The following is a 17,037-nucleotide window of genomic DNA, read 5'->3' as shown; positions in this document are numbered from 1 at the left end:
ACATCCGTGCGCGCTCCTGCAATCCTCTTCGGCAGGTCACGAGAACCAGCGACAAGCCCCGGCTAGCTGGTCGGCAACCCTCCTCCGCGGTGGGGTGCTCCGGGTGACGACCAGGCCGTGTTTCCACACCGGACACGGCAAGCGCGGATTCGGACCGTGATCGCACTCGGGCGACGAGGCGACCACCGGCGAATCCCTGAACGACGAGGGAACGTCATGACTGCTGCCGTACTGACCGCCGACACCTGCATCGCCCCGTTCGCCCGGGTCACCGGATGTGACCTGCAGGTACCCCTGGTCCAGGGTGGTACCTGCACCTACGCCAACTTCGACTACGCGGCGAGCGCCCCCGCCCTCGAAGCGGTCACCGAGCGGATCGCCGAGCTCCTGCCGTACTACGCCAGCGTGCACCGCGGTGCCGGTTACGCCTCCCGGATCTCCACCTCGAGCTACGAGCAGGCTCGTGAGTCGGTGGCCCGATTCGTGTGCGCCGCAGACGATCAGGTGGTGGTGTTCACCCGCAACACCACCGACTCCCTCAACCTCCTGGCCGGAGCCGTACCCGGCGACGTCGTGGTGCTCGACGTCGAGCACCACGCAAACCTGTTGCCCTGGAAGAACGCCCGCGTCGTCGAGGCCGCGGACACCGTCGCCGAGACGGTCCGCCGGCTCGTCGCCGAACTGTGCAGCAAGCCCGCCGCGCTGCTCGCCGTCACCGGCGCCTCCAACGTGACCGGCGAGGTCCTCCCGATCGCCGAACTCGCCGACGTGGCGCACGCCTGCGGCGCCCGGATCCTCGTCGACGGAGCGCAATTGGTTCCGCACCGGCGGATCGACCTCACCGCTCTCGGCGTCGACTACCTCGCGTTCTCGGGTCACAAGCTCTACGCCCCGTTCGGTGCCGGCGCTCTGGTCGGACGCCGGGACTGGCTCGACGTCGCGGAACCGTATCTCGCAGGGGGCGGTGCGGTCCGCGAAGTACGTCTCGGTCACACCGAATGGGCGTGCGCCCCGGCGCGGCACGAGGCGGGCACGCCGAACGTGCTCGGCGTCGCGGCGCTCGCCGCGGCGTGCGACGCGCTCGCCGGTTTCGACGCCGACGCCGTCGCCGAGCACGAGGAGGCGCTGTGCCGGCGCCTCCTCGGCGGGCTGCGCGACCTCGACGGCGTGGAGATCCTGCGGCTGTGGAGCGACTCGCCGGACTCGGTCGGCATCGTCACCTTCACGGTCGCCGGATTCGAACCCGGCGAGGTGGCGTCGTACCTGTCCGCCGAGCACGGAATCGGTGTGCGTGACGGCCGGTTCTGCGCGCACCCGCTGCTCGCGCGGGTCGGCCTGCCCGGCGGTGCGGTACGCGCCTCCCTCGGTCTCGGCAGCTCGTCTGCCGACGTGGACCGCCTGCTCGACGCGCTGCGCGGGCTCGTCGACGCCGGTCCCGGCTGGACCTACGCCAAGACCGACGGACTGTGGGGACCGTCGCCCGAGACCCGTCCGGGCCTGGTGGAGCCCACCGCCGGCGCCGCGCAGTGCAGCTGACCGCTCCCCGGGCGGACCGCCGGACAGGCACTGCCCGCCGGTCGATCCGGCGGGTCTAGTCGACGTCGACGTCGACGGCCGCCGTGATGCGCATCAGCTCGCGGAACGTCGTGCGGAACAGCGTGCGCGGATGCCCGCCGGAGGCCCACAGCTCGGGAAAAGCGGCCAGGGCGGTGTCGACGTACGTGGTCAGGTTCGTCGGATGCCCGAGCGGTGCCACCCCGCCGACGGGCTGCCCCGTGACCTCGGTGACCACTTCCGGGGGCGCCGCAACGAGCGCACCACCGAGGCGCTTGCCCGTCCGTTCCGGGTTCACCCGATGCGCACCCGAGACCAGCAGCAGCACCGGTTCGTCGTCGAGCAGGAACACCAGCGACTTGACGATCGCGCCCACATCGACCCCGAGCGCGGCCGCCGCCTGCTCCGCGGTGTGCACCGACTCCGGCTGGGTCGTGATCAGCCCGTGGTGACCGCGCGCGATGAGCGTGTCGGCCACCCGAGCGGCATTCGGATGCAGTGTCCCGGACATGGTTCCAGCCTAGGATCCCACCGCCGTCCGTGGCCCCGATCGACAGGGCTGTCCGCAGTCGGCGGTCAATACAGGGGAAAGCCGTCCTCCGGTCCGAGCATGCGCTCGAGCCGGGTACGGGTGATCTTGGCCAGTTCCTCTGTGCACGCTTTGCGCTCCGCCTCGGGTTCGTGCGCGAGGCGGTGGTGGAGATCCGTCAGCAGTTCCCCCGGCCCGAGTCCCTGCGGGCACCACAGGTAGCGGTAGCCGAAGCGCTCCTCGTATGCGGCCGCCGCGGCCGTGATCGCGGTCATCAGCGCCTCGTCCTCGTCCCACAGCGAGCACTGCTCGAGCCGCGAGGCGGTGCTGCCGCGCCGGCGTCCCACCACCGGGTGGCAGTCGAGGGCCTCCGCGATCTCCGCGTCGTCCAGCGAGAACAGGGCGGCGTCGGCTCGGGCGAACAGTTCCGAATAGCTCGCGTAGGGCCGCCCGGCCGCCACCGACTGGGCCCAGGTCAGCGACGCGCAACACTCGTACAGCGCGTGGGTGGCGCCCCGCCGGGACAGGGCGTTGAAGGCGCCCAGACCGATGCCCTGATGCATCAACATGGCAGTCGCTCCTTTGCGAGTCGGACCGTTCGTGTCCTCAGGATCCGTCCGGTTCGCGGCGGTCACCAGTGGGGTAGCAGGGAATTTTCGAGGCTGTAACGAGCGGCCCTCGTCGGCTGTCCGAAGCGCAGACATTACTGTTGAGTAATGACTGCAGATTCCCGCTGGAAAGCGTTCACCGTCGACGTCGCCGACCACGTCGCCCGCGTCACGCTGGTCGGGCCCGGCAAGGGCAACGCGATGGGTCCCGACTTCTGGACCGAGCTGCCCGTGCTGTTCGGCGAGCTCGACGCCGATCCGGACGTGCGCGCCGTCGTGCTCGCCGGCGCCGGCAAGCACTTCTCCTTCGGCCTCGACCTGCCCGCCATGAGCGGCGACCTGGGCAAGGTCCTGGCCGACAAGGCGCTGGCCGCCCCGCGCACCGAGTTCCACGAGATGGTCAAGCGGATGCAGGCGGCGATCACCGCGGTCGCGGACTGCCGCAAGCCCGTCGTCGCGGCCGTGCAGGGCTGGTGCATCGGCGGCGGCGTGGACCTGATCTCCGCGGCCGACATCCGCTACGCCAGTGCCGACGCGAAGTTCAGCGTCCGCGAGGTCAAGGTCGGGATGGTCGCCGACGTGGGTAGCCTTGCCCGCCTGCCGCTGATCATCGGCGACGGGCACGTGCGCGAACTTGCCCTCACCGGCAAGGACATCGACGCGGCACGTGCGGAGAAGATCGGTCTGGTCAACGACGTCTTCGCCGACGCCGACGCCGTTCTGGCGGCCGCGCAGGCCACCGCCGCCGAGATCGCGGCGAATCCGCCGCTGGTCGTGCACGGCATCAAGGACGTCCTCGACCACAGCCGCTCGACGCGCGTCGACGACAGCCTGCGCTACGTGGCGGCCTGGAACGCGGCGTTCCTGCCGTCGGAGGACCTGACCGAGGCCATCACGGCAGTCTTCGAGAAGCGGCCCCCGGAGTTCCGGGGACGGTAGAGGATGGACGGGTGCGACGGCATCCGGCCCTGACGTGGGGCGGCCGGCTGGTGCCGGTCGTCCCACTGTTGTATCTGACGGTCTATCGGCCGTGGCAGTTGCGCTGGGGTGCGACGAGGACCGAAGTGGCTCAGCGGGGTCCGGGGGACGAGATCGTGCCCAGTCCCCACTGGTCGGCGACCCGTGCGGTGTCGATCGCGGCCGACCCCGAGGACGTGTGGCCCTGGCTGGTCCAGATGGGCGCGGGGGACCGCGCCGGCTGGTACAGCTACGACCTCGCCGACAACGGCGGGAAGCCGAGCGCCCGCGAGATCCGGCCCGAACTGCAGCGGCTCGAGGTCGGCGACCCGGTCCGGCTCGTCGCGGGTTCCCCGGCCGCCTTCCGGGTGGAGTCGATCGACCCCGGACGTTCGCTCGTGTATGCCCACTCGCACGACGGTGGCACGGTCACCGCCGCGCTGGTGCTGCGCCCGGACGGCCCCGGCCGCAGCCGGCTGGTGCATCGTGTGCGATTCCGCATCCCTCCGTCGCCGTTCGCTGTCGGCTGGGCCGCCCTCATGGACGCGGGGGACTTCGTGATGTCCCGGCGGATGCTGCTCGGCATCCGGGACCGGGCCGAGCGGCATGCCCGGCGGCGCCGGGGCGGGCCGCCGCCTGTCGATGAAAGCCCTGGAACCACAATGGATTTCCGCCTACGAATTCCGGTGCGCCGACCACCCGGGGCGGCGTTCGCGCTGCTCGCCGACGTTCAGGAACACGCGGGGGTACCGGCGCGGACAGGCGTCCGGATGAGCAAATCTCCACCCGGTCCGACCGCCGAGGGCACCCGGTGGCACGAGCGGGTGCGGCTCGCGCCCGGCTGGTGGATGTCCGTCGACAGCGTCGTGACCGCGATCGAGGACCCGGAGCTGCTCGGGATGGACTTCCGGAGCGCCTGGTTCGCCGGTCACCTCGACTACCGGATCGAGTCCACCCCGGGGGGATGTCTCCTGCGGCAGCACTTCGTCCTGCGGTTGCCGCGCCCGCTGCGCTCGTGGTCGGCGCGGGTGGACGCCCGGCTCCGCCCGCGCCTGCTCGATCGGCTCGCCGAGGTCCGGGACGCGATCGAGCAGGACGTGTGAGAACGCGTTCGGGCTCCGCAGCCGGCGGCCGCGGAGCCCGAACGATGCGTGGTGTCAGTGCCCGCCGTTGGCCTTCAGGCGCTCGATCGACGCGGAGACCTCGGCCTCGGCCTCGGCGCGGCCGACCCAGTCCGCGGCCTCGACGTGCTTGCCCGGCTCGAGGTCCTTGTAGTGCACGAAGAAGTGCTTGATGGCGTCCAGTTCGAACTGCGAGACGTCGCTGATGTCCTTGACGTGGTCCCAGCGCGGATCGCCCGCGGGCACGGCGAGGACCTTGTCGTCGCCCCCGGCCTCGTCGACCATCTTGAACATGCCCACCGGGCGGGCCTCGACGATGACGCCGGGGAACACCGACTCGGGCAGCAGCACCATGCAGTCCAGCGGGTCGCCGTCCTCGCCGAGGGTGTTCTCGATGTAGCCGTAGTCGGCGGGGTAGCCGAACGAGGTGTAGAGGTAGCGGTCCAGCTTCACACGGCCGGTTTCGTGATCGACCTCGTACTTGTTGCGCTGTCCCTTGGGGATCTCGATGGTGACCTCGAACTCCACGCCGTGTCCTCACTTGTAAGTCGATACGACTGCCGTATCTGCGGTGATGGTCCGCACAGAGGATAACGGGTCGGCGCTAGGCTGGTGGCGCAGGTGCCGGACCAGCGGGGCGGCCACCAGGGCGCGGGTTTCGCCGGAGCGGACGCCGCGGGATTCGACACAGCGGAGGCGTGTTGGCGGGGCAGGGCAAGAAGAAGCTGGGCACACTGGCGGGACGGCGCCGCCGGAACCTCCGGATCCTGTTCACCATCTGGGGAGCGGGAACCGTCGCGCTGCTCGTGGGGGGAGCCTTCGCGCTCTCCGACGTCCGCAGCGGGGAGGCCGCCGCCGCGATAGCGCCCGCGCCGGCGCCCGTCACCGCGACCCCGCAGGTGGCGCCGGTACCCGCCGACGCGCTCGCCCCCACCGCTCCCGCGCTGGCGGCCACGCTCGCACCGGCGCTGGGGAACGCGGGACTCGGCAACTTCACCGGCTCGATCACCGACGCCGCCACGGGCACCGTGCTGTGGTCGAAGGATCCCGCCCGGCCGATGATTCCGGCGTCGACGACGAAGGTCCTCACCGCCGCCGCGGCGCTGCTCGCCCTGCCCGCCGAACACCGCGTCACCACCAAGGTCGTCGAGGGTGGCCGGCCGGGGGAGATCGTGCTCGTCGCCGGCGGCGATCCCACCCTCACCGCCCGGCCCGTCGGCGAATCCGGCTTCTACGCTGGTGCCCCACGCATCGCCGACCTGGTGCAGCAGATCCAGCGGAGCGGCACCGTCGTCGACACGGTGCTCGTCGACGCCGGCGCCTACGCCGGCGACCCCCTGGCCACCGGCTGGTTCCCGGCCGACATCGCCGGCGGTTCCGTGGCACCGATCGAACCGGTGATGCTCGACGGCGGCCGCCTGAACCCGCTCGCGGACGAGTCGCCGCGCACGCCCACCCCGGCCCTCGACGCCGGTCGGGCCCTCGCCGCAGCACTCGGCGCCGACCCCGCCCGGGTCGCCGCCGGCACCGCCCGGCCCGGAGCAGCCCCGCTGGCCGCGGTCCAGTCGGCGCCGCTGCGCGACCGGCTCGGGCAGATGATGGGCTACTCCGACAACGTCCTCGCCGAGGCCGTCGGCCGCGAGATCGCCGCGGCCGAGGGCGCCGAGCCGTCGTTCCGCGGCGCGGTCGACAGCGTCTCCGCGGTCCTGCGCGAGGCCGGATTCGACCTGACCGGGCTCACCCTCCACGACGTGAGCGGGCTGTCCGTCGACAACCGGATTCCCGCGCAACTGCTCGACGGGGTGATGGCCGCCGCCGCCGGAACCGAACAGGCGTCGCTGCGCCCGATGCTGGACTACCTGCCCGTCGCCGGCGCCACCGGCACCCTTTCCGAGCGCTACGCCTCGACCAACCGCGACGGGGCGGGTTGGGTCCGCGCGAAGACGGGCACTCTGTCACAGGCGAGCGGCCTGACCGGATTCGTCGTCGACACCGACGGACGGGTGCTGACGTTCGCCCTGTTGTCCAACGACCGTCCGCCGGGCGAGAGCCGGCCGGCCCTCGACGCGGTGGCGGCGACCCTCCGAGGATGCGGATGCCGATGACCGACCAGGACCGGACGCTGGGTGACGCGATCGACTGGAAGCTCGCGGCCGGGATCGGGGCGCGCCTGACCCGACCGGGCCCGGCGATGTCGCAGTACACCGCCGAGACCGTCGCCGCCGAGCTGGCGTCGGCCGCCGACCGCGCCGAGCCGCCGGTGCGGGAGCTGACCGGACTCGGTGGCGGGCGGGACGTGCCGCCCGCCGCGGTCGTCGACCGGTCCGGATGGGTGCACGCCGCCGCCAGGTCGATGGCAGACCTCACCGGTTCCGGGCCCGCCGACGGCCGCTGGGTCGGCAAGCCCGCCGGCGTGCAGGCCGGTGCGATGCTCGCGTACCTTTCCTCCGCCGTGCTCGGTCAGTACGACCCGTTCTCGCGGTCGCTGCTGCTCGTCGCGCCGAACGTCGTCGCGGTCGAGCGGGCGCTGCGGGTGCCCACCGCCGACTTCCGGCTGTGGGTGTGCCTGCACGAGGTCACCCACCGCGTGCAGTTCGCCGAGGCGCCGTGGATGGCGGATCTGATGCGCGAGGCCGCGGCGGAGCTGGGCCGGACCGCGGAAGAGTCGTTCACCGACCTGGCCGGCCGGATCACCGGGGTCCTGCGCGATCGCCGGCCGGGCGAGGAGAAACCCATGGCCGAGCGCGGCGTGCTCGGTCTCGTCCGAGCGGTGCAGTCCGAACCCCAGCGCGCCGCACTCGACCGCATGCTGGCCCTCGGGACCGTGCTCGAAGGCCACGCCGACCACGTGATGGACGCGGTCGGGCCCACCGTGGTGCCCGCCGTCGCGCAGATCCGCCGGGCGTTCGACAACCGCCGGCGCCGGGCCGTGAACCCCGTCCACCGCATCATCCGTGCACTGCTCGGGATGGACGCCAAGATGGCCCAGTACGTGCAGGGCAAGAAGTTCGTCGACACCGTCGTCGAGCGGGCGGGCATGGCCCGGTTCAACGCCGTCTGGAGCGGTCCGGACGCGATGCCGACCCTCGCCGAGATCGACGACCCCCACGCGTGGATCGCGCGGGTGCTGGGCTGACGGTGTCGTCCGAGCGGCCGCTCCTGCCCGAGACCCCTGCCCTCCACGAGGTGCGCCTGGCCGTGCGGCGCTGGGTCGCGGCCCACGGCCGGTCCGTCGCGGTCGGCCTGTCCGGCGGCGCCGACTCGTCGGCCCTGACCGCCGCCGCCGTCGCCGAGGCGGATTCGGTGCGGGCCGTCGTCGTCGACCACGGCCTGCAACCCGGCTCCGGCGACGTGGCCGCCCGGGCCGCGGAGTTCGCGCGATCCGCCGGGTGTGGGTCGGTGCAGGTCGTCCGCGTCGCGGTGACCGGCCCCGGCGGCCTCGAGGCGGCTGCGCGCGCGGCCCGCTACCGGGCGCTCGGCGAGGCCCGGACGGGGTTGCCCGTGCTGCTCGGGCACACGCTCGACGATCAGGCCGAGACGGTGCTGCTCGGGCTGGGCCGCGGTTCCGGTGCCCGGTCCCTCCGCGGCATGTGCGAGTTCGACGATCCGTGGGGCCGCCCCCTGCTCGGGGTGCGCCGCGAGGTCACCCGCCGGGCATGCGCGGAACTGGGGTATGCGCCCTACGAGGACGCGCACAACAGCGACCGGCGCTTCACCCGGGTGCGGCTGCGCGAGGAGGTGCTGCCGCTGCTCGAGGACGTGCTCGGGGGTGGGGTCGCGTCGGCCCTGGCGCGCACGGCCCGGCAGTTGCGCGAGGACGAGGACGCGCTCGAGGAGCTGGCCCTGCACCGGCTCGCGGACGTCCGGGCCGGGACCGGCCTGGCCGTGGACGCCCTCGCCGGCACTCCCGTGGCGGTGCGACGGCGGGTCCTGCGGCGATGGCTGCTCGACTCGGGGGCGTCGGCGCCGACGGACCGCACGCTGCGGGCCGCCGACGAGCTGATCGGCCGGTGGCGCGGGCAGGGTGCGGTGGCCGTGGGCGGCGGGCCGGAGCCCGGCGTCAGGTTGGTGGTCACGCGTCGGCGTGGCAGGCTGATCGTCGAGTTCGTCGGCCGGCGACAGGGTGCGGACGACTGAGGGAAGGCAGGAAGAACCCGGTGTACGAGAACGACATCGCGTCGGTACTGATCTCCGAGGACCAGATCAAGCAGCGCACGAAGGAGCTGGCCGAGACCATCGCCACGCGCTACCCGGTGGGTGCACCCGAGGGTGACCTACTGCTCATCGGCGTGCTCAAGGGCGCGATCTTCTTCATGACCGACTTCGCGCGGGCGTTGCCGATCCCCACCCAGATGGAGTTCATGGCGGTCAGCTCGTACGGGTCGTCCACGTCCTCGTCCGGCGTGGTGCGCATCCTCAAGGACCTCGACAAGGACATCGCCGGCCGGCACGTGCTGATCGTCGAGGACATCATCGACTCCGGCCTGACGCTGTCCTGGCTCATGCGCAACCTCTCCTCGCGCAACCCGGCGTCCCTCGAGGTGGTGACGTTGCTGCGCAAGCCGGAGGCCGTGAAGGTCGACGTCCACGTCGCCGACGTGGGATTCGACATTCCGGACGAGTTCGTCGTCGGCTACGGCCTCGACTACGACGAGCGCTACCGCGATCTGCCGTACATCGGCACCCTCGACCCGAAGGTCTACACCGGCTGATCCGAGCTCGGCCCCACCGGCTCGCGCGTCGACCGCGTCGGGGCCATGCCGCGCTGCAGTGCCCGCAGGTCGTCCTCCATGATGCGGAACAACCAGTACACGAGCACGAACGCGGCGATGCTGCCCACCGCCAGCACCCGGACCGCGACGAGGACCTGCTGGATCTCCTCGGGCGAGAGATACGTCACGCCGGCGACCCCGACGAGCGGCACGGCCGCCGCGAGCGCCAGGTAACGCACACTGCGCCGGTGCAGCCCCTCGAGTTCGCGGGCGTCCGTGGCGTCGGTCGCCCCGTGCGGCAGGAACGCCGGATACAACGATCGCACCATGTAGAAGGCGACCAGGAAGAACGGGTAGGCGACGGCGATCGCGCCGCACACCAGGATCGACGTGAGGAAGTGCGCGGCCGAGGGGCCGTCGATGTTGCCGCCGACGAAGTGCAGCGCGACGGGGAACGCGATGCCCGCGACCGTCCACAGGGTCATCACCACCGCGGCGACGCGGTCGCTGATCAGCAGCGCGTCGTGCCGGGCCCGGGCGAGTTCCACCGCGTCGTAGCTGCGGCCGCGGTGCAGGCCGCGCGGCACGGTGATCAGCCGTCGGCACAGGTACACGATGATTACCGTGCCGAGGGGGAAGGTGATCCCGTTGATGATCAGCGCGAGCTGTTCGAACTCGCGATGGGTGTCCGGTGGGAGCCGGTCGACGATCAGGTTCGCGTTGTGCTGGTAGTTGTACAGGGCAGCCAGCACGTTCGGGATCGCGATCGCGGCCGTGAGGATCGGCACCACGGGGCGGCGCAGCCGGGCCCGCCAGCTGTGCGGCGGCGGGTCGACGAGGTCCCGGGCCCGCGGATCGAGACACAGGTCGAACTGCTGGGCCAGTTCCGCGCCCGACGCCCACCGGTCCGCCGGATCCGGCTCGAGGCACTTCGCGAGCACCCGGAGCAGGGTCTGGGGGCAGTCGGCCGGGACCCGCTCGCGTGCAGCCGCGGTCAGTCCCGCGCGGCGCCGCGCGAGCATGGTCTCGAGCGCGGGCAGGGTCTCGGCGCCCAGATCGTCCTCGCTGTTGGGCCGGCCGCCGGTGAGCAGTTCCCACAGCATCACCCCGAGCGCGTAGATGTCGCTGCGGGTGTCCATGTCCGCGGCGGTGCCGGGGAGCCCGGGATGGCACGCCTCGAGCTGTTCGGGCGACATGTAGGCCAGGGACCCGCCGAGGTACGCCACGGCGGACGTGCCGCCGACGGACTCGGCGAAGCTGATGTTGAAGTCGGCGAGCTTGGGCACGCCCTCCGCGGTGAGCAGGACGTTGGCCGGCTTGACGTCGCGGTGCAGCACTCCGCGCCGGTCGGCGTAGTCCAGCGCGGAGGCGAGCCGGCGGCCGAGCCACGCGACGGTCTCGGGCCAGGTCAGGCTCTCGAGCCGGCTGCGCACGGTCGACTCGGCGGGCCGGATCTCGCCCTTCTCGGCGAGGGTCTCGTCGACGACGTCGAGCAGGAGCCGGCCGCTGCGCTGCTCCGGCGGGGTGGTGCGCACCCGGTGCAGCACCCGCAGCAGCGTCCCGCCCGGCAGATACTGCATGTACAGCAGCCGCAGGCCGTGTTCCGGCAGGATCCGCTGGTCGAAGACGCGGACGATGTAGTCGTGGTCGAGCTGGGCGAGGGTCTGCGCCTCGGTGCCGCGGTCGGGGGAGATCTTCACTGCGACGAGCCGCTGCATCGAGTGCTGCCGGGCGAGGAACACGCGGCCGAAGGCGCCGCGGCCGAGGTTGGTGAGCAGGTCGAAGTCGTCGATCCGGTTCCCGGCCTCGACGTCGTCGATGCCGGCAGGGACGCGGACCGGGAAGGGCTCGGTCGTCGACTCGCCGGGGGGGACGGCCGCGGCCGTGCGGGTCGGCTCGGTGGTCGCATCCGCGGTGCGCGTGAAGTCCACGGCGGCGGTACGGGTGGGGTCGGCCGCAACCGTTCGGGTCGGCTCGGCCTCGGCCGTTCGGGTCGGCTCGGCCGCAACCGTTCGGGTCGGCTCGGCCGCAACCGTTCGGGTCGGCTCGGCCTCGGTGGTTCGGGTCGGGTCGGCCTCGGTTGCAGCGTCCGGCTCCTGCATGGCCATGCGAAATGATAACCACGCCGCGGCCCGTGACCGCAGGCACCTGACGCGACCGGGAACCCTCGGGTGGTCCCGGACGTTGATCCTTCGGACCGTGCGGCCGCGCGAGGGCAACGCTGCGCGTCCACGCGGTAACCTTGCGGTGTCCGGTTCGTCGCCGGACTCCTCGGGACGACCACGATGATGACCGCACTATCGAAAGGACCGGCCGGCCGGGCCGAACCTGTATGAACCGCAAGGCAGTGTTCCGTAATCTGGCGATCGTCGCCGGCATCCTGTTGGTCATCTACGCCTTCAGCTACTTCGGCGACGACACCCGCGGTTTCGCCAAGGTGGACACGTCTGTCGCGATCGCCCAGCTCGACGCGAACAACGTCAGCCGGGCGCAGATCGACGACCGCGAGCAGCAGGTCCGCCTGTGGCTGAAGAGCGGCAACGAGGCGACCGGAGACAACACCGAGATCCTCGCGAAGTACCCGGAGTCGGCGTCCGAGCAGATCTTCGACAAGGTCGCCGGCGCGGGCCTCGAGAAGTTCGACACCACCGTCACCCAGGAGAGCTGGCTGACGTCGATCCTGCTGTTCGTGCTCCCGATGATCATCCTGCTCGGGGTGTTCTTCTTCGTGATGAGCCGCATGCAGGGCGGTGGCCGCGGCGGCATGATGGGCTTCGGCAAGTCCAAGGCCAAGCAGCTGTCCAAGGACATGCCCAAGACCACGTTCGCCGACGTCGCCGGTGCGGACGAGGCTGTCGAAGAGCTGTACGAGATCAAGGACTTCCTCCAGAACCCGGCGCGTTACCAGGCCCTCGGCGCGAAGATCCCGAAGGGCGTGCTGCTGTACGGACCTCCCGGCACGGGCAAGACGCTGCTCGCCCGCGCGGTCGCCGGCGAGGCCGGTGTCCCGTTCTTCACCATCTCCGGTTCGGACTTCGTGGAGATGTTCGTCGGTGTCGGCGCGTCCCGCGTGCGCGACCTGTTCGAGCAGGCCAAGCAGAACAGCCCGTGCATCATCTTCGTCGACGAGATCGACGCGGTCGGCCGCCAGCGTGGCGCCGGCCTCGGCGGTGGCCACGACGAACGCGAGCAGACGCTCAACCAGCTGCTCGTCGAGATGGACGGCTTCGGGGACCGGCAGGGCATCATCCTCATCGCCGCCACCAACCGTCCCGACATCCTGGATCCGGCCCTGCTGCGTCCGGGCCGGTTCGACCGGCAGATCCCGGTCAGCAATCCCGATCTCGCCGGCCGCCGGGCGATCCTGCAGGTGCATTCCAAGGGCAAGCCGCTCGACCAGAACGCCGACCTCGAGGGGCTGGCCAAGCGCACGGTCGGCATGTCCGGTGCCGACCTGGCCAACGTCGTCAACGAGGCCGCGCTGCTCACCGCGCGCGAGAACGGCACCGTCATCACCGAGGCCTCGCTCGAGGAGTCGGTGGACCGCGTGATCGGCGGCCCGCGGCGCAAGAGCCGCATCATCAGCGAGCACGAGAAGAAGATCACCGCCTACCACGAGGGTGGGCACACGCTCGCCGCGTGGGCGATGCCGGACATCGAGCCGGTCTACAAGGTGACGATCCTCGCCCGTGGCCGCACCGGTGGTCACGCGATGACCGTCCCCGAGGACGACAAGGGCCTGATGACCCGCTCGGAGATGATCGCCCGCCTGGTGATGGCCATGGGTGGCCGCGCCGCCGAGGAACTCGTGTTCCACGAGCCGACGACGGGTGCCTCCTCCGACATCGACCAGGCCACCAAGATCGCCCGCGCGATGGTCACCGAGTACGGCATGAGCGCCCGCCTCGGCGCCGTCCGCTACGGGCAGGAACACGGCGATCCGTTCCTCGGCCGCTCGATGGGGGTGCAGTCCGACTACTCGCACGAGGTGGCCCGCGAGATCGACGAGGAGGTGCGCAACCTCATCGAGGCCGCGCACACCGAGGCGTGGGCGATCCTCAACGACTACCGCGACGCGCTGGACCTGCTCGCCGGTGAGCTGCTCGAGCACGAGACCCTCACCCGCAAGGATCTCGAGCGGATCCTCGCCTCCGTCGAGAAGCGGCCACGGATCACCGAGTTCAACGACTTCGGTGGACGCACGCCGTCGGACAAGCCCCCGATCAAGACGCCGGCCGAGCTGGCGAAGGAACGCGGCGAGCCGTGGCCGCCGGAAGCGGTGCGCCCCTCCTTCACCAAGCCCGCCCAGCCGCAGCCGCAGCCCGCGGCGCCGACGAACGGGCATCCGGCGCCGGTGCCGGCGCCCGCGTCGGAGCCCCTGCCGGGCTTCGGGCAGCCGCCGCACCCGGGTGGGCCGCGCCACGCGACCCGGCCCGACTACGGCGCGCCGGCCGGCTGGTCGGCACCCGGTTGGCCGCCTGCCGAGTCCGAGCAGCCGCCGCAGAGCACCTATCCTGGGTATCCGCAATGGACCCAGCCCGCGCGCCCGGCCGACGACGAGCGGCAGGCCGGTAGGAACGTGGCTCCCGAGCCACCGCCGACACAGCCGTGGGAGGGGCCGACCGGTCCGCGCTGAGCCCGAGTCAACGAGAGTGGAGGTACGGTCTGGTGTCGGTGAATCACCTGGATTCCGAGACGGATTCCGCGTCGGTGGGCGGTGACGGCGAGGTCCTGCGCAGCCTGGCATCGGGCCGGACCTTCGATCAGGCCCGCGCGGAGGCGGCCGTCCGGGAACTGTTGATCGCGGTGGGGGAGGACCCCGAGCGCGAGGGTCTGCTCGACACCCCGGCCCGCGTCGCGCGGGCGTACCGGGAGATGTTCGCCGGCCTGTACACCGATCCGGACTCGGTCCTCGACAAGACCTTCGACGAGGGCCATCAGGAACTCGTCCTGGTGCGTGACATCCCGATGTACTCCACGTGCGAGCACCACCTGGTCTCGTTCCACGGCGTCGCGCACGTGGGCTACATTCCCGGCCGCACCGGCCGGGTGACCGGGTTGTCGAAGCTGGCGCGGGTGGTGGACCTGTACGCCAAGCGCCCCCAGGTGCAGGAGCGGCTGACCAGTCAGATCGCGGATGCGCTCGTGCGCAAGCTCGATCCGGTCGGGGTGATCGTCGTCGTCGAGGCCGAGCATCTGTGCATGGCCATGCGGGGCATCCGCAAGCCCGGGGCGAGCACCACCACCTCGGCGGTGCGGGGGCTGCTGCAGACCAACTCGGCGTCGCGCGCCGAGGCTCTGGATCTGATCCTCCGCCGGTGAGCGCGCTCCCGAACCCCGGGCGCCCGGTGGTGATGGGCGTGCTGAACGTGACGCGGGATTCGTTCTCGGACGGCGGCCGGTACCTCGACCGCGACGCGGCGATCGCGCACGGTCTGGAACTGCGCGACCTCGGCGTGGACATCGTCGACGTCGGCGGCGAATCCACCCGTCCCGGAGCGGCGCGGGTCGACCCGGAGGTCGAGGCCGGGCGCGTCGCGCCGGTCATCGCCGCCCTGAGCGCCGCCGGCATCCCCACGAGCGTCGACACCATGCGCGCGTCCGTGGCCGAGGCTGCGATCGAGGCCGGCGTCACCATCGTCAACGACGTCTCGGGTGGGCGCGCCGACTCCCGCATGGCCGCGGTCGTGGCTTCGGCCGGCGTGCCGTGGATCCTCATGCACTGGCGGCCCGCGGGCGGCTTCGTGCACGCCGGCGGGTCCACCCACTACGACGACGTGGTCCGTGAGGTCCGCGATGAGCTGATGGTGCAGGTGGATGCCGCGCTCGCGGCAGGCGTGGAGCCGGCGAACATCATCCTCGACCCCGGACTCGGCTTCGTGAAGGACGCCGACCACAACTGGGAACTGCTGCACCGGCTGCCCGAGCTGACCGAACTCGGCTACCCGGTGCTGATCGGCGCGTCGCGCAAACGGTTCCTCGGTTCCCTGCTCGCGGCCCCCGACGGCACGATCCGGCCACCCGGCGGCCGCGAGGTGGCCACCGCGGTCGTGTCGGCGCTCGCGGCGGAGCGCGGGGCCTGGGGGGTGCGCGTGCACGACGTGCGGGCGTCGCTCGACGCCGTCGCCGTCGTCGGCGCGTGGCAGCGCGGCAGTGCAGCGGGAGGCCCGGCGTGAGCGACCGGATCGAACTGCGCGGACTGCGCGTACGCGGCCACCACGGCGTGTTCGACCACGAGAAGCGCGACGGTCAGGACTTCCTGATCGACATCGTCGCATGGCTCGATCTCGCGCCGGCCGCGGCGAGCGACGCCCTCGGCGACACCCTGCACTACGGCATCCTTGCCGAGCGGGCCGCCGCGATCGTCGCGGGCCCGTCGCGGGACCTCATCGAGACCGTCGCCGGAGAGATCGCCGACGACGTCCTCACCGATCCGCGGGTCACCCGGGTCGAGGTCACCGTCCACAAGCCGTCGGCGCCGATCCCGCTGACCTTCGCGGACGTAGCGGTGGTGGTCGATCGCACCCGGAGTGGCTCGTGAGCCGGGCGGTGCTGTCCATCGGGTCGAACATCGGGGACCGGCCGGCGCACCTGCGTTCGGTCACCGAGGCCCTCGCCGATCGGATCGTGGCCGTGTCGCCGGTGTACTCGACCGCGCCGTGGGGCGGGGTCGAGCAGCAGGACTTCCTCAACGCGGTCGTCGTCGCGGAGGACCCGTCGCTGGACTGCCGCGGCTGGCTCGAGCTGGGCCGGCAGCTCGAGGCCGCCGCCGACCGGGTCCGGGAGCAGCGGTGGGGCCCGCGCAGCCTCGACGTCGACGTGGTCACCTGCCACGACTCGGACGGTGACGAGGTTCTCAGCGCCGATGCCGAACTGACCCTGCCGCATCCGCGCGCCCACCTGCGCGCCTTCGTGCTCGTCCCGTGGTGGGACGTCGAACCCCAGGCGACGCTGACGGTCGACGGCACGCGACGGCCGTTGACGGAGTGGCTCGCCGCTCTCGACGTCGACGAACGCGAAGGGGTGCGCCGCACCGAGTACCGGCTGGAGCCGCCGCGGTGATGAAGGCGACGCGTATCCGGGACCTGCTGGCGCTGGCGGTGCTCGCCGCCGTCGCGGCGTGGTTGCTGGCGCGCGGCCTGTACGGCACCTTGCCGCCGATCCCCGTCTACGCGGGGGCGTCGCTGTACCCGGTCGCGATCGTCGAGGTGGTGCTGGCGTTCATGATCCGTTCTCGGGTGGGCAAGCACGAGATCGGCGACGGGCCGCACCAGTTGCATCCCATCACGGCGGCCCGCGCGGTGGCGCTGGCGAAGGCGTCGGCTCTGGTCGGGGCGGCCAGCGCGGGCATCTGGGCAGGATTCCTGCTGTACCTGGTGCCGCAGCGGCCGGTGCTGCAGGCCGCGGTCGAGGACAGCGCCGGGGTGATCGTCGGGCTGCTCGCCGGCGTGGCGCTCGCGGCTGCCGCACTGTGGCTCGAACACTGTTGCCGGACACCGGAAGACCCGGACGAGCCCGCGACCTGACCTGGGCGGCGGAGCCTGTGCGCTCGACTC

Annotated in this window: 17 protein-coding genes and 1 riboswitch; of the genes, 13 read left to right on the top strand and 4 right to left on the bottom strand. The window is 71.9% G+C overall.

The annotated features are described in order from the left end of the window. The first annotated feature begins 34 nt into the window (after nt 1-34). A riboswitch (SAM riboswitch) is annotated at nt 35-150 on the top strand. Between the two features lie 66 nt (nt 151-216). Then, nucleotides 217-1,536 carry an aminotransferase class V-fold PLP-dependent enzyme gene (locus ACWPOB_RS10345; protein WP_455400749.1) on the top strand — a complete coding sequence of 440 codons (1,320 nt, stop codon included), beginning with the start codon at nt 217-219 and terminating at the stop codon, nt 1,534-1,536. A 55-nt stretch (nt 1,537-1,591) separates the two neighbouring features. On the opposite strand, the gene ACWPOB_RS10340 is transcribed toward ACWPOB_RS10345, so the two are convergent. Then, nucleotides 1,592-2,065 carry a YbaK/EbsC family protein gene (locus ACWPOB_RS10340; RefSeq protein ID WP_100058348.1) on the bottom strand — a complete coding sequence of 158 codons (474 nt, stop codon included), beginning with the start codon at nt 2,063-2,065 and terminating at the stop codon, nt 1,592-1,594. A 65-nt stretch (nt 2,066-2,130) separates the two neighbouring features. After that, nucleotides 2,131-2,652 carry a 2-oxo-4-hydroxy-4-carboxy-5-ureidoimidazoline decarboxylase gene (locus tag ACWPOB_RS10335; RefSeq protein ID WP_455400748.1) on the bottom strand — a complete coding sequence of 174 codons (522 nt, stop codon included), beginning with the start codon at nt 2,650-2,652 and terminating at the stop codon, nt 2,131-2,133. 147 nt (nt 2,653-2,799) lie between these two features. On the opposite strand from ACWPOB_RS10335, the gene ACWPOB_RS10330 reads away from it, so the two are divergent. Together ACWPOB_RS10330 and ACWPOB_RS10325 are read left to right on the top strand one after the other, a co-directional pair. Continuing rightward, on the top strand, nt 2,800-3,630 hold the full coding sequence (locus ACWPOB_RS10330) for a crotonase/enoyl-CoA hydratase family protein (RefSeq protein WP_455400747.1): 831 nt from the start codon (nt 2,800-2,802) through the stop codon (nt 3,628-3,630). A gap of 11 nt (nt 3,631-3,641) precedes the next feature. Beyond that, nucleotides 3,642-4,751 carry an SRPBCC family protein gene (locus tag ACWPOB_RS10325; protein ID WP_455400746.1) on the top strand — a complete coding sequence of 370 codons (1,110 nt, stop codon included), beginning with the start codon at nt 3,642-3,644 and terminating at the stop codon, nt 4,749-4,751. A 54-nt stretch (nt 4,752-4,805) separates the two neighbouring features. On the opposite strand, the gene ACWPOB_RS10320 is transcribed toward ACWPOB_RS10325, so the two are convergent. After that, nucleotides 4,806-5,297: an inorganic diphosphatase gene (locus ACWPOB_RS10320; protein ID WP_003938269.1), complete on the bottom strand. Its 492-nt coding sequence runs from the start codon at nt 5,295-5,297 to the stop codon at nt 4,806-4,808. Between the two features lie 170 nt (nt 5,298-5,467). On the opposite strand from ACWPOB_RS10320, the gene dacB reads away from it, so the two are divergent. Genes dacB through hpt form a run of 4 tightly spaced genes read left to right on the top strand, consistent with a single transcriptional unit; the run spans nt 5,468 to nt 9,481 of the window. Beyond that, entirely contained in the window at nt 5,468-6,874 is a 1,407-nt protein-coding gene (gene dacB / locus ACWPOB_RS10315; protein ID WP_455400745.1) for a D-alanyl-D-alanine carboxypeptidase/D-alanyl-D-alanine endopeptidase, read from the top strand. Beyond that, complete coding sequence (locus ACWPOB_RS10310; RefSeq protein WP_455400744.1) at nt 6,865-7,905, top strand: zinc-dependent metalloprotease; 1,041 nt, start codon at nt 6,865-6,867, stop codon at nt 7,903-7,905. Before dacB ends, ACWPOB_RS10310 begins: the two co-directional genes overlap by 10 nt. Before the next feature lie 2 nt (nt 7,906-7,907). After that, nucleotides 7,908-8,906, top strand: a complete 999-nt coding sequence (tilS, locus tag ACWPOB_RS10305) for a tRNA lysidine(34) synthetase TilS (protein WP_455400743.1) — start codon at nt 7,908-7,910, stop codon at nt 8,904-8,906. Between the two features lie 20 nt (nt 8,907-8,926). After that, the gene (gene hpt / locus ACWPOB_RS10300; protein WP_100058254.1) at nt 8,927-9,481 is read left to right on the top strand and encodes a hypoxanthine phosphoribosyltransferase; all 555 of its coding nucleotides are present in this window, start codon (nt 8,927-8,929) and stop codon (nt 9,479-9,481) included. Here hpt and ACWPOB_RS10295 read toward each other — a convergent pair. Continuing rightward, nucleotides 9,469-11,589 carry a protein kinase domain-containing protein gene (locus ACWPOB_RS10295; RefSeq protein ID WP_455400742.1) on the bottom strand — a complete coding sequence of 707 codons (2,121 nt, stop codon included), beginning with the start codon at nt 11,587-11,589 and terminating at the stop codon, nt 9,469-9,471. The two genes, hpt and ACWPOB_RS10295, sit on opposite strands and share 13 nt — an antisense overlap. A gap of 224 nt (nt 11,590-11,813) precedes the next feature. On the opposite strand from ACWPOB_RS10295, the gene ftsH reads away from it, so the two are divergent. Genes ftsH through ACWPOB_RS10265 form a run of 6 tightly spaced genes read left to right on the top strand, consistent with a single transcriptional unit; the run spans nt 11,814 to nt 17,007 of the window. Continuing rightward, the gene (ftsH, locus tag ACWPOB_RS10290) at nt 11,814-14,117 is read left to right on the top strand and encodes an ATP-dependent zinc metalloprotease FtsH (RefSeq protein ID WP_455400741.1); all 2,304 of its coding nucleotides are present in this window, start codon (nt 11,814-11,816) and stop codon (nt 14,115-14,117) included. Nucleotides 14,118-14,155: 38 nt separating this feature from the next. Further along, complete coding sequence (folE, locus tag ACWPOB_RS10285; protein WP_100058554.1) at nt 14,156-14,803, top strand: GTP cyclohydrolase I FolE; 648 nt, start codon at nt 14,156-14,158, stop codon at nt 14,801-14,803. A 32-nt stretch (nt 14,804-14,835) separates the two neighbouring features. Beyond that, nucleotides 14,836-15,657 carry a dihydropteroate synthase gene (folP, locus tag ACWPOB_RS10280; protein WP_100058555.1) on the top strand — a complete coding sequence of 274 codons (822 nt, stop codon included), beginning with the start codon at nt 14,836-14,838 and terminating at the stop codon, nt 15,655-15,657. Then, a complete protein-coding gene (gene folB / locus ACWPOB_RS10275) occupies nt 15,654-16,022 on the top strand; it encodes a dihydroneopterin aldolase (protein WP_100058551.1) in 369 nt (122 codons plus the stop codon). Before folP ends, folB begins: the two co-directional genes overlap by 4 nt. Then, nucleotides 16,019-16,543, top strand: coding sequence for a 2-amino-4-hydroxy-6-hydroxymethyldihydropteridine diphosphokinase (gene folK, locus ACWPOB_RS10270; protein ID WP_100058552.1), 525 nt, complete (start codon nt 16,019-16,021; stop codon nt 16,541-16,543). Before folB ends, folK begins: the two co-directional genes overlap by 4 nt. After that, complete coding sequence (locus tag ACWPOB_RS10265) at nt 16,543-17,007, top strand: DUF3180 domain-containing protein (protein WP_037200442.1); 465 nt, start codon at nt 16,543-16,545, stop codon at nt 17,005-17,007. Before folK ends, ACWPOB_RS10265 begins: the two co-directional genes overlap by 1 nt. Nucleotides 17,008-17,037: the final 30 nt, after the last annotated feature.

The sequence above is a fragment of the Rhodococcus sp. 2H158 genome (genome assembly GCF_053764755.1).
The sequence above is the reverse complement of the archived record's forward strand: the minus strand, read 5'-3'. Positions and strand labels throughout refer to the sequence as shown.

What these genes read in the sequence shown, in the direction of transcription:
- ACWPOB_RS10345 (WP_455400749.1), top strand. Translation starts at nt 217, where the DNA reads ATGACTGCTGCCGTACTGACCGCCGACACCTGCATCGCCCCGTTCGCC.
- ACWPOB_RS10340 (WP_100058348.1), bottom strand. Translation starts at nt 2,065, where the DNA reads ATGTCCGGGACACTGCATCCGAATGCCGCTCGGGTGGCCGACACGCTC.
- ACWPOB_RS10335 (WP_455400748.1), bottom strand. Translation starts at nt 2,652, where the DNA reads ATGTTGATGCATCAGGGCATCGGTCTGGGCGCCTTCAACGCCCTGTCC.
- ACWPOB_RS10330 (WP_455400747.1), top strand. Translation starts at nt 2,800, where the DNA reads ATGACTGCAGATTCCCGCTGGAAAGCGTTCACCGTCGACGTCGCCGAC.
- ACWPOB_RS10310 (WP_455400744.1), top strand. Translation starts at nt 6,865, where the DNA reads ATGCCGATGACCGACCAGGACCGGACGCTGGGTGACGCGATCGACTGG.
- ACWPOB_RS10295 (WP_455400742.1), bottom strand. Translation starts at nt 11,589, where the DNA reads ATGGCCATGCAGGAGCCGGACGCTGCAACCGAGGCCGACCCGACCCGA.
- ftsH (WP_455400741.1), top strand. Translation starts at nt 11,814, where the DNA reads ATGAACCGCAAGGCAGTGTTCCGTAATCTGGCGATCGTCGCCGGCATC.
- folP (WP_100058555.1), top strand. Translation starts at nt 14,836, where the DNA reads ATGGGCGTGCTGAACGTGACGCGGGATTCGTTCTCGGACGGCGGCCGG.
- ACWPOB_RS10265 (WP_037200442.1), top strand. Translation starts at nt 16,543, where the DNA reads ATGAAGGCGACGCGTATCCGGGACCTGCTGGCGCTGGCGGTGCTCGCC.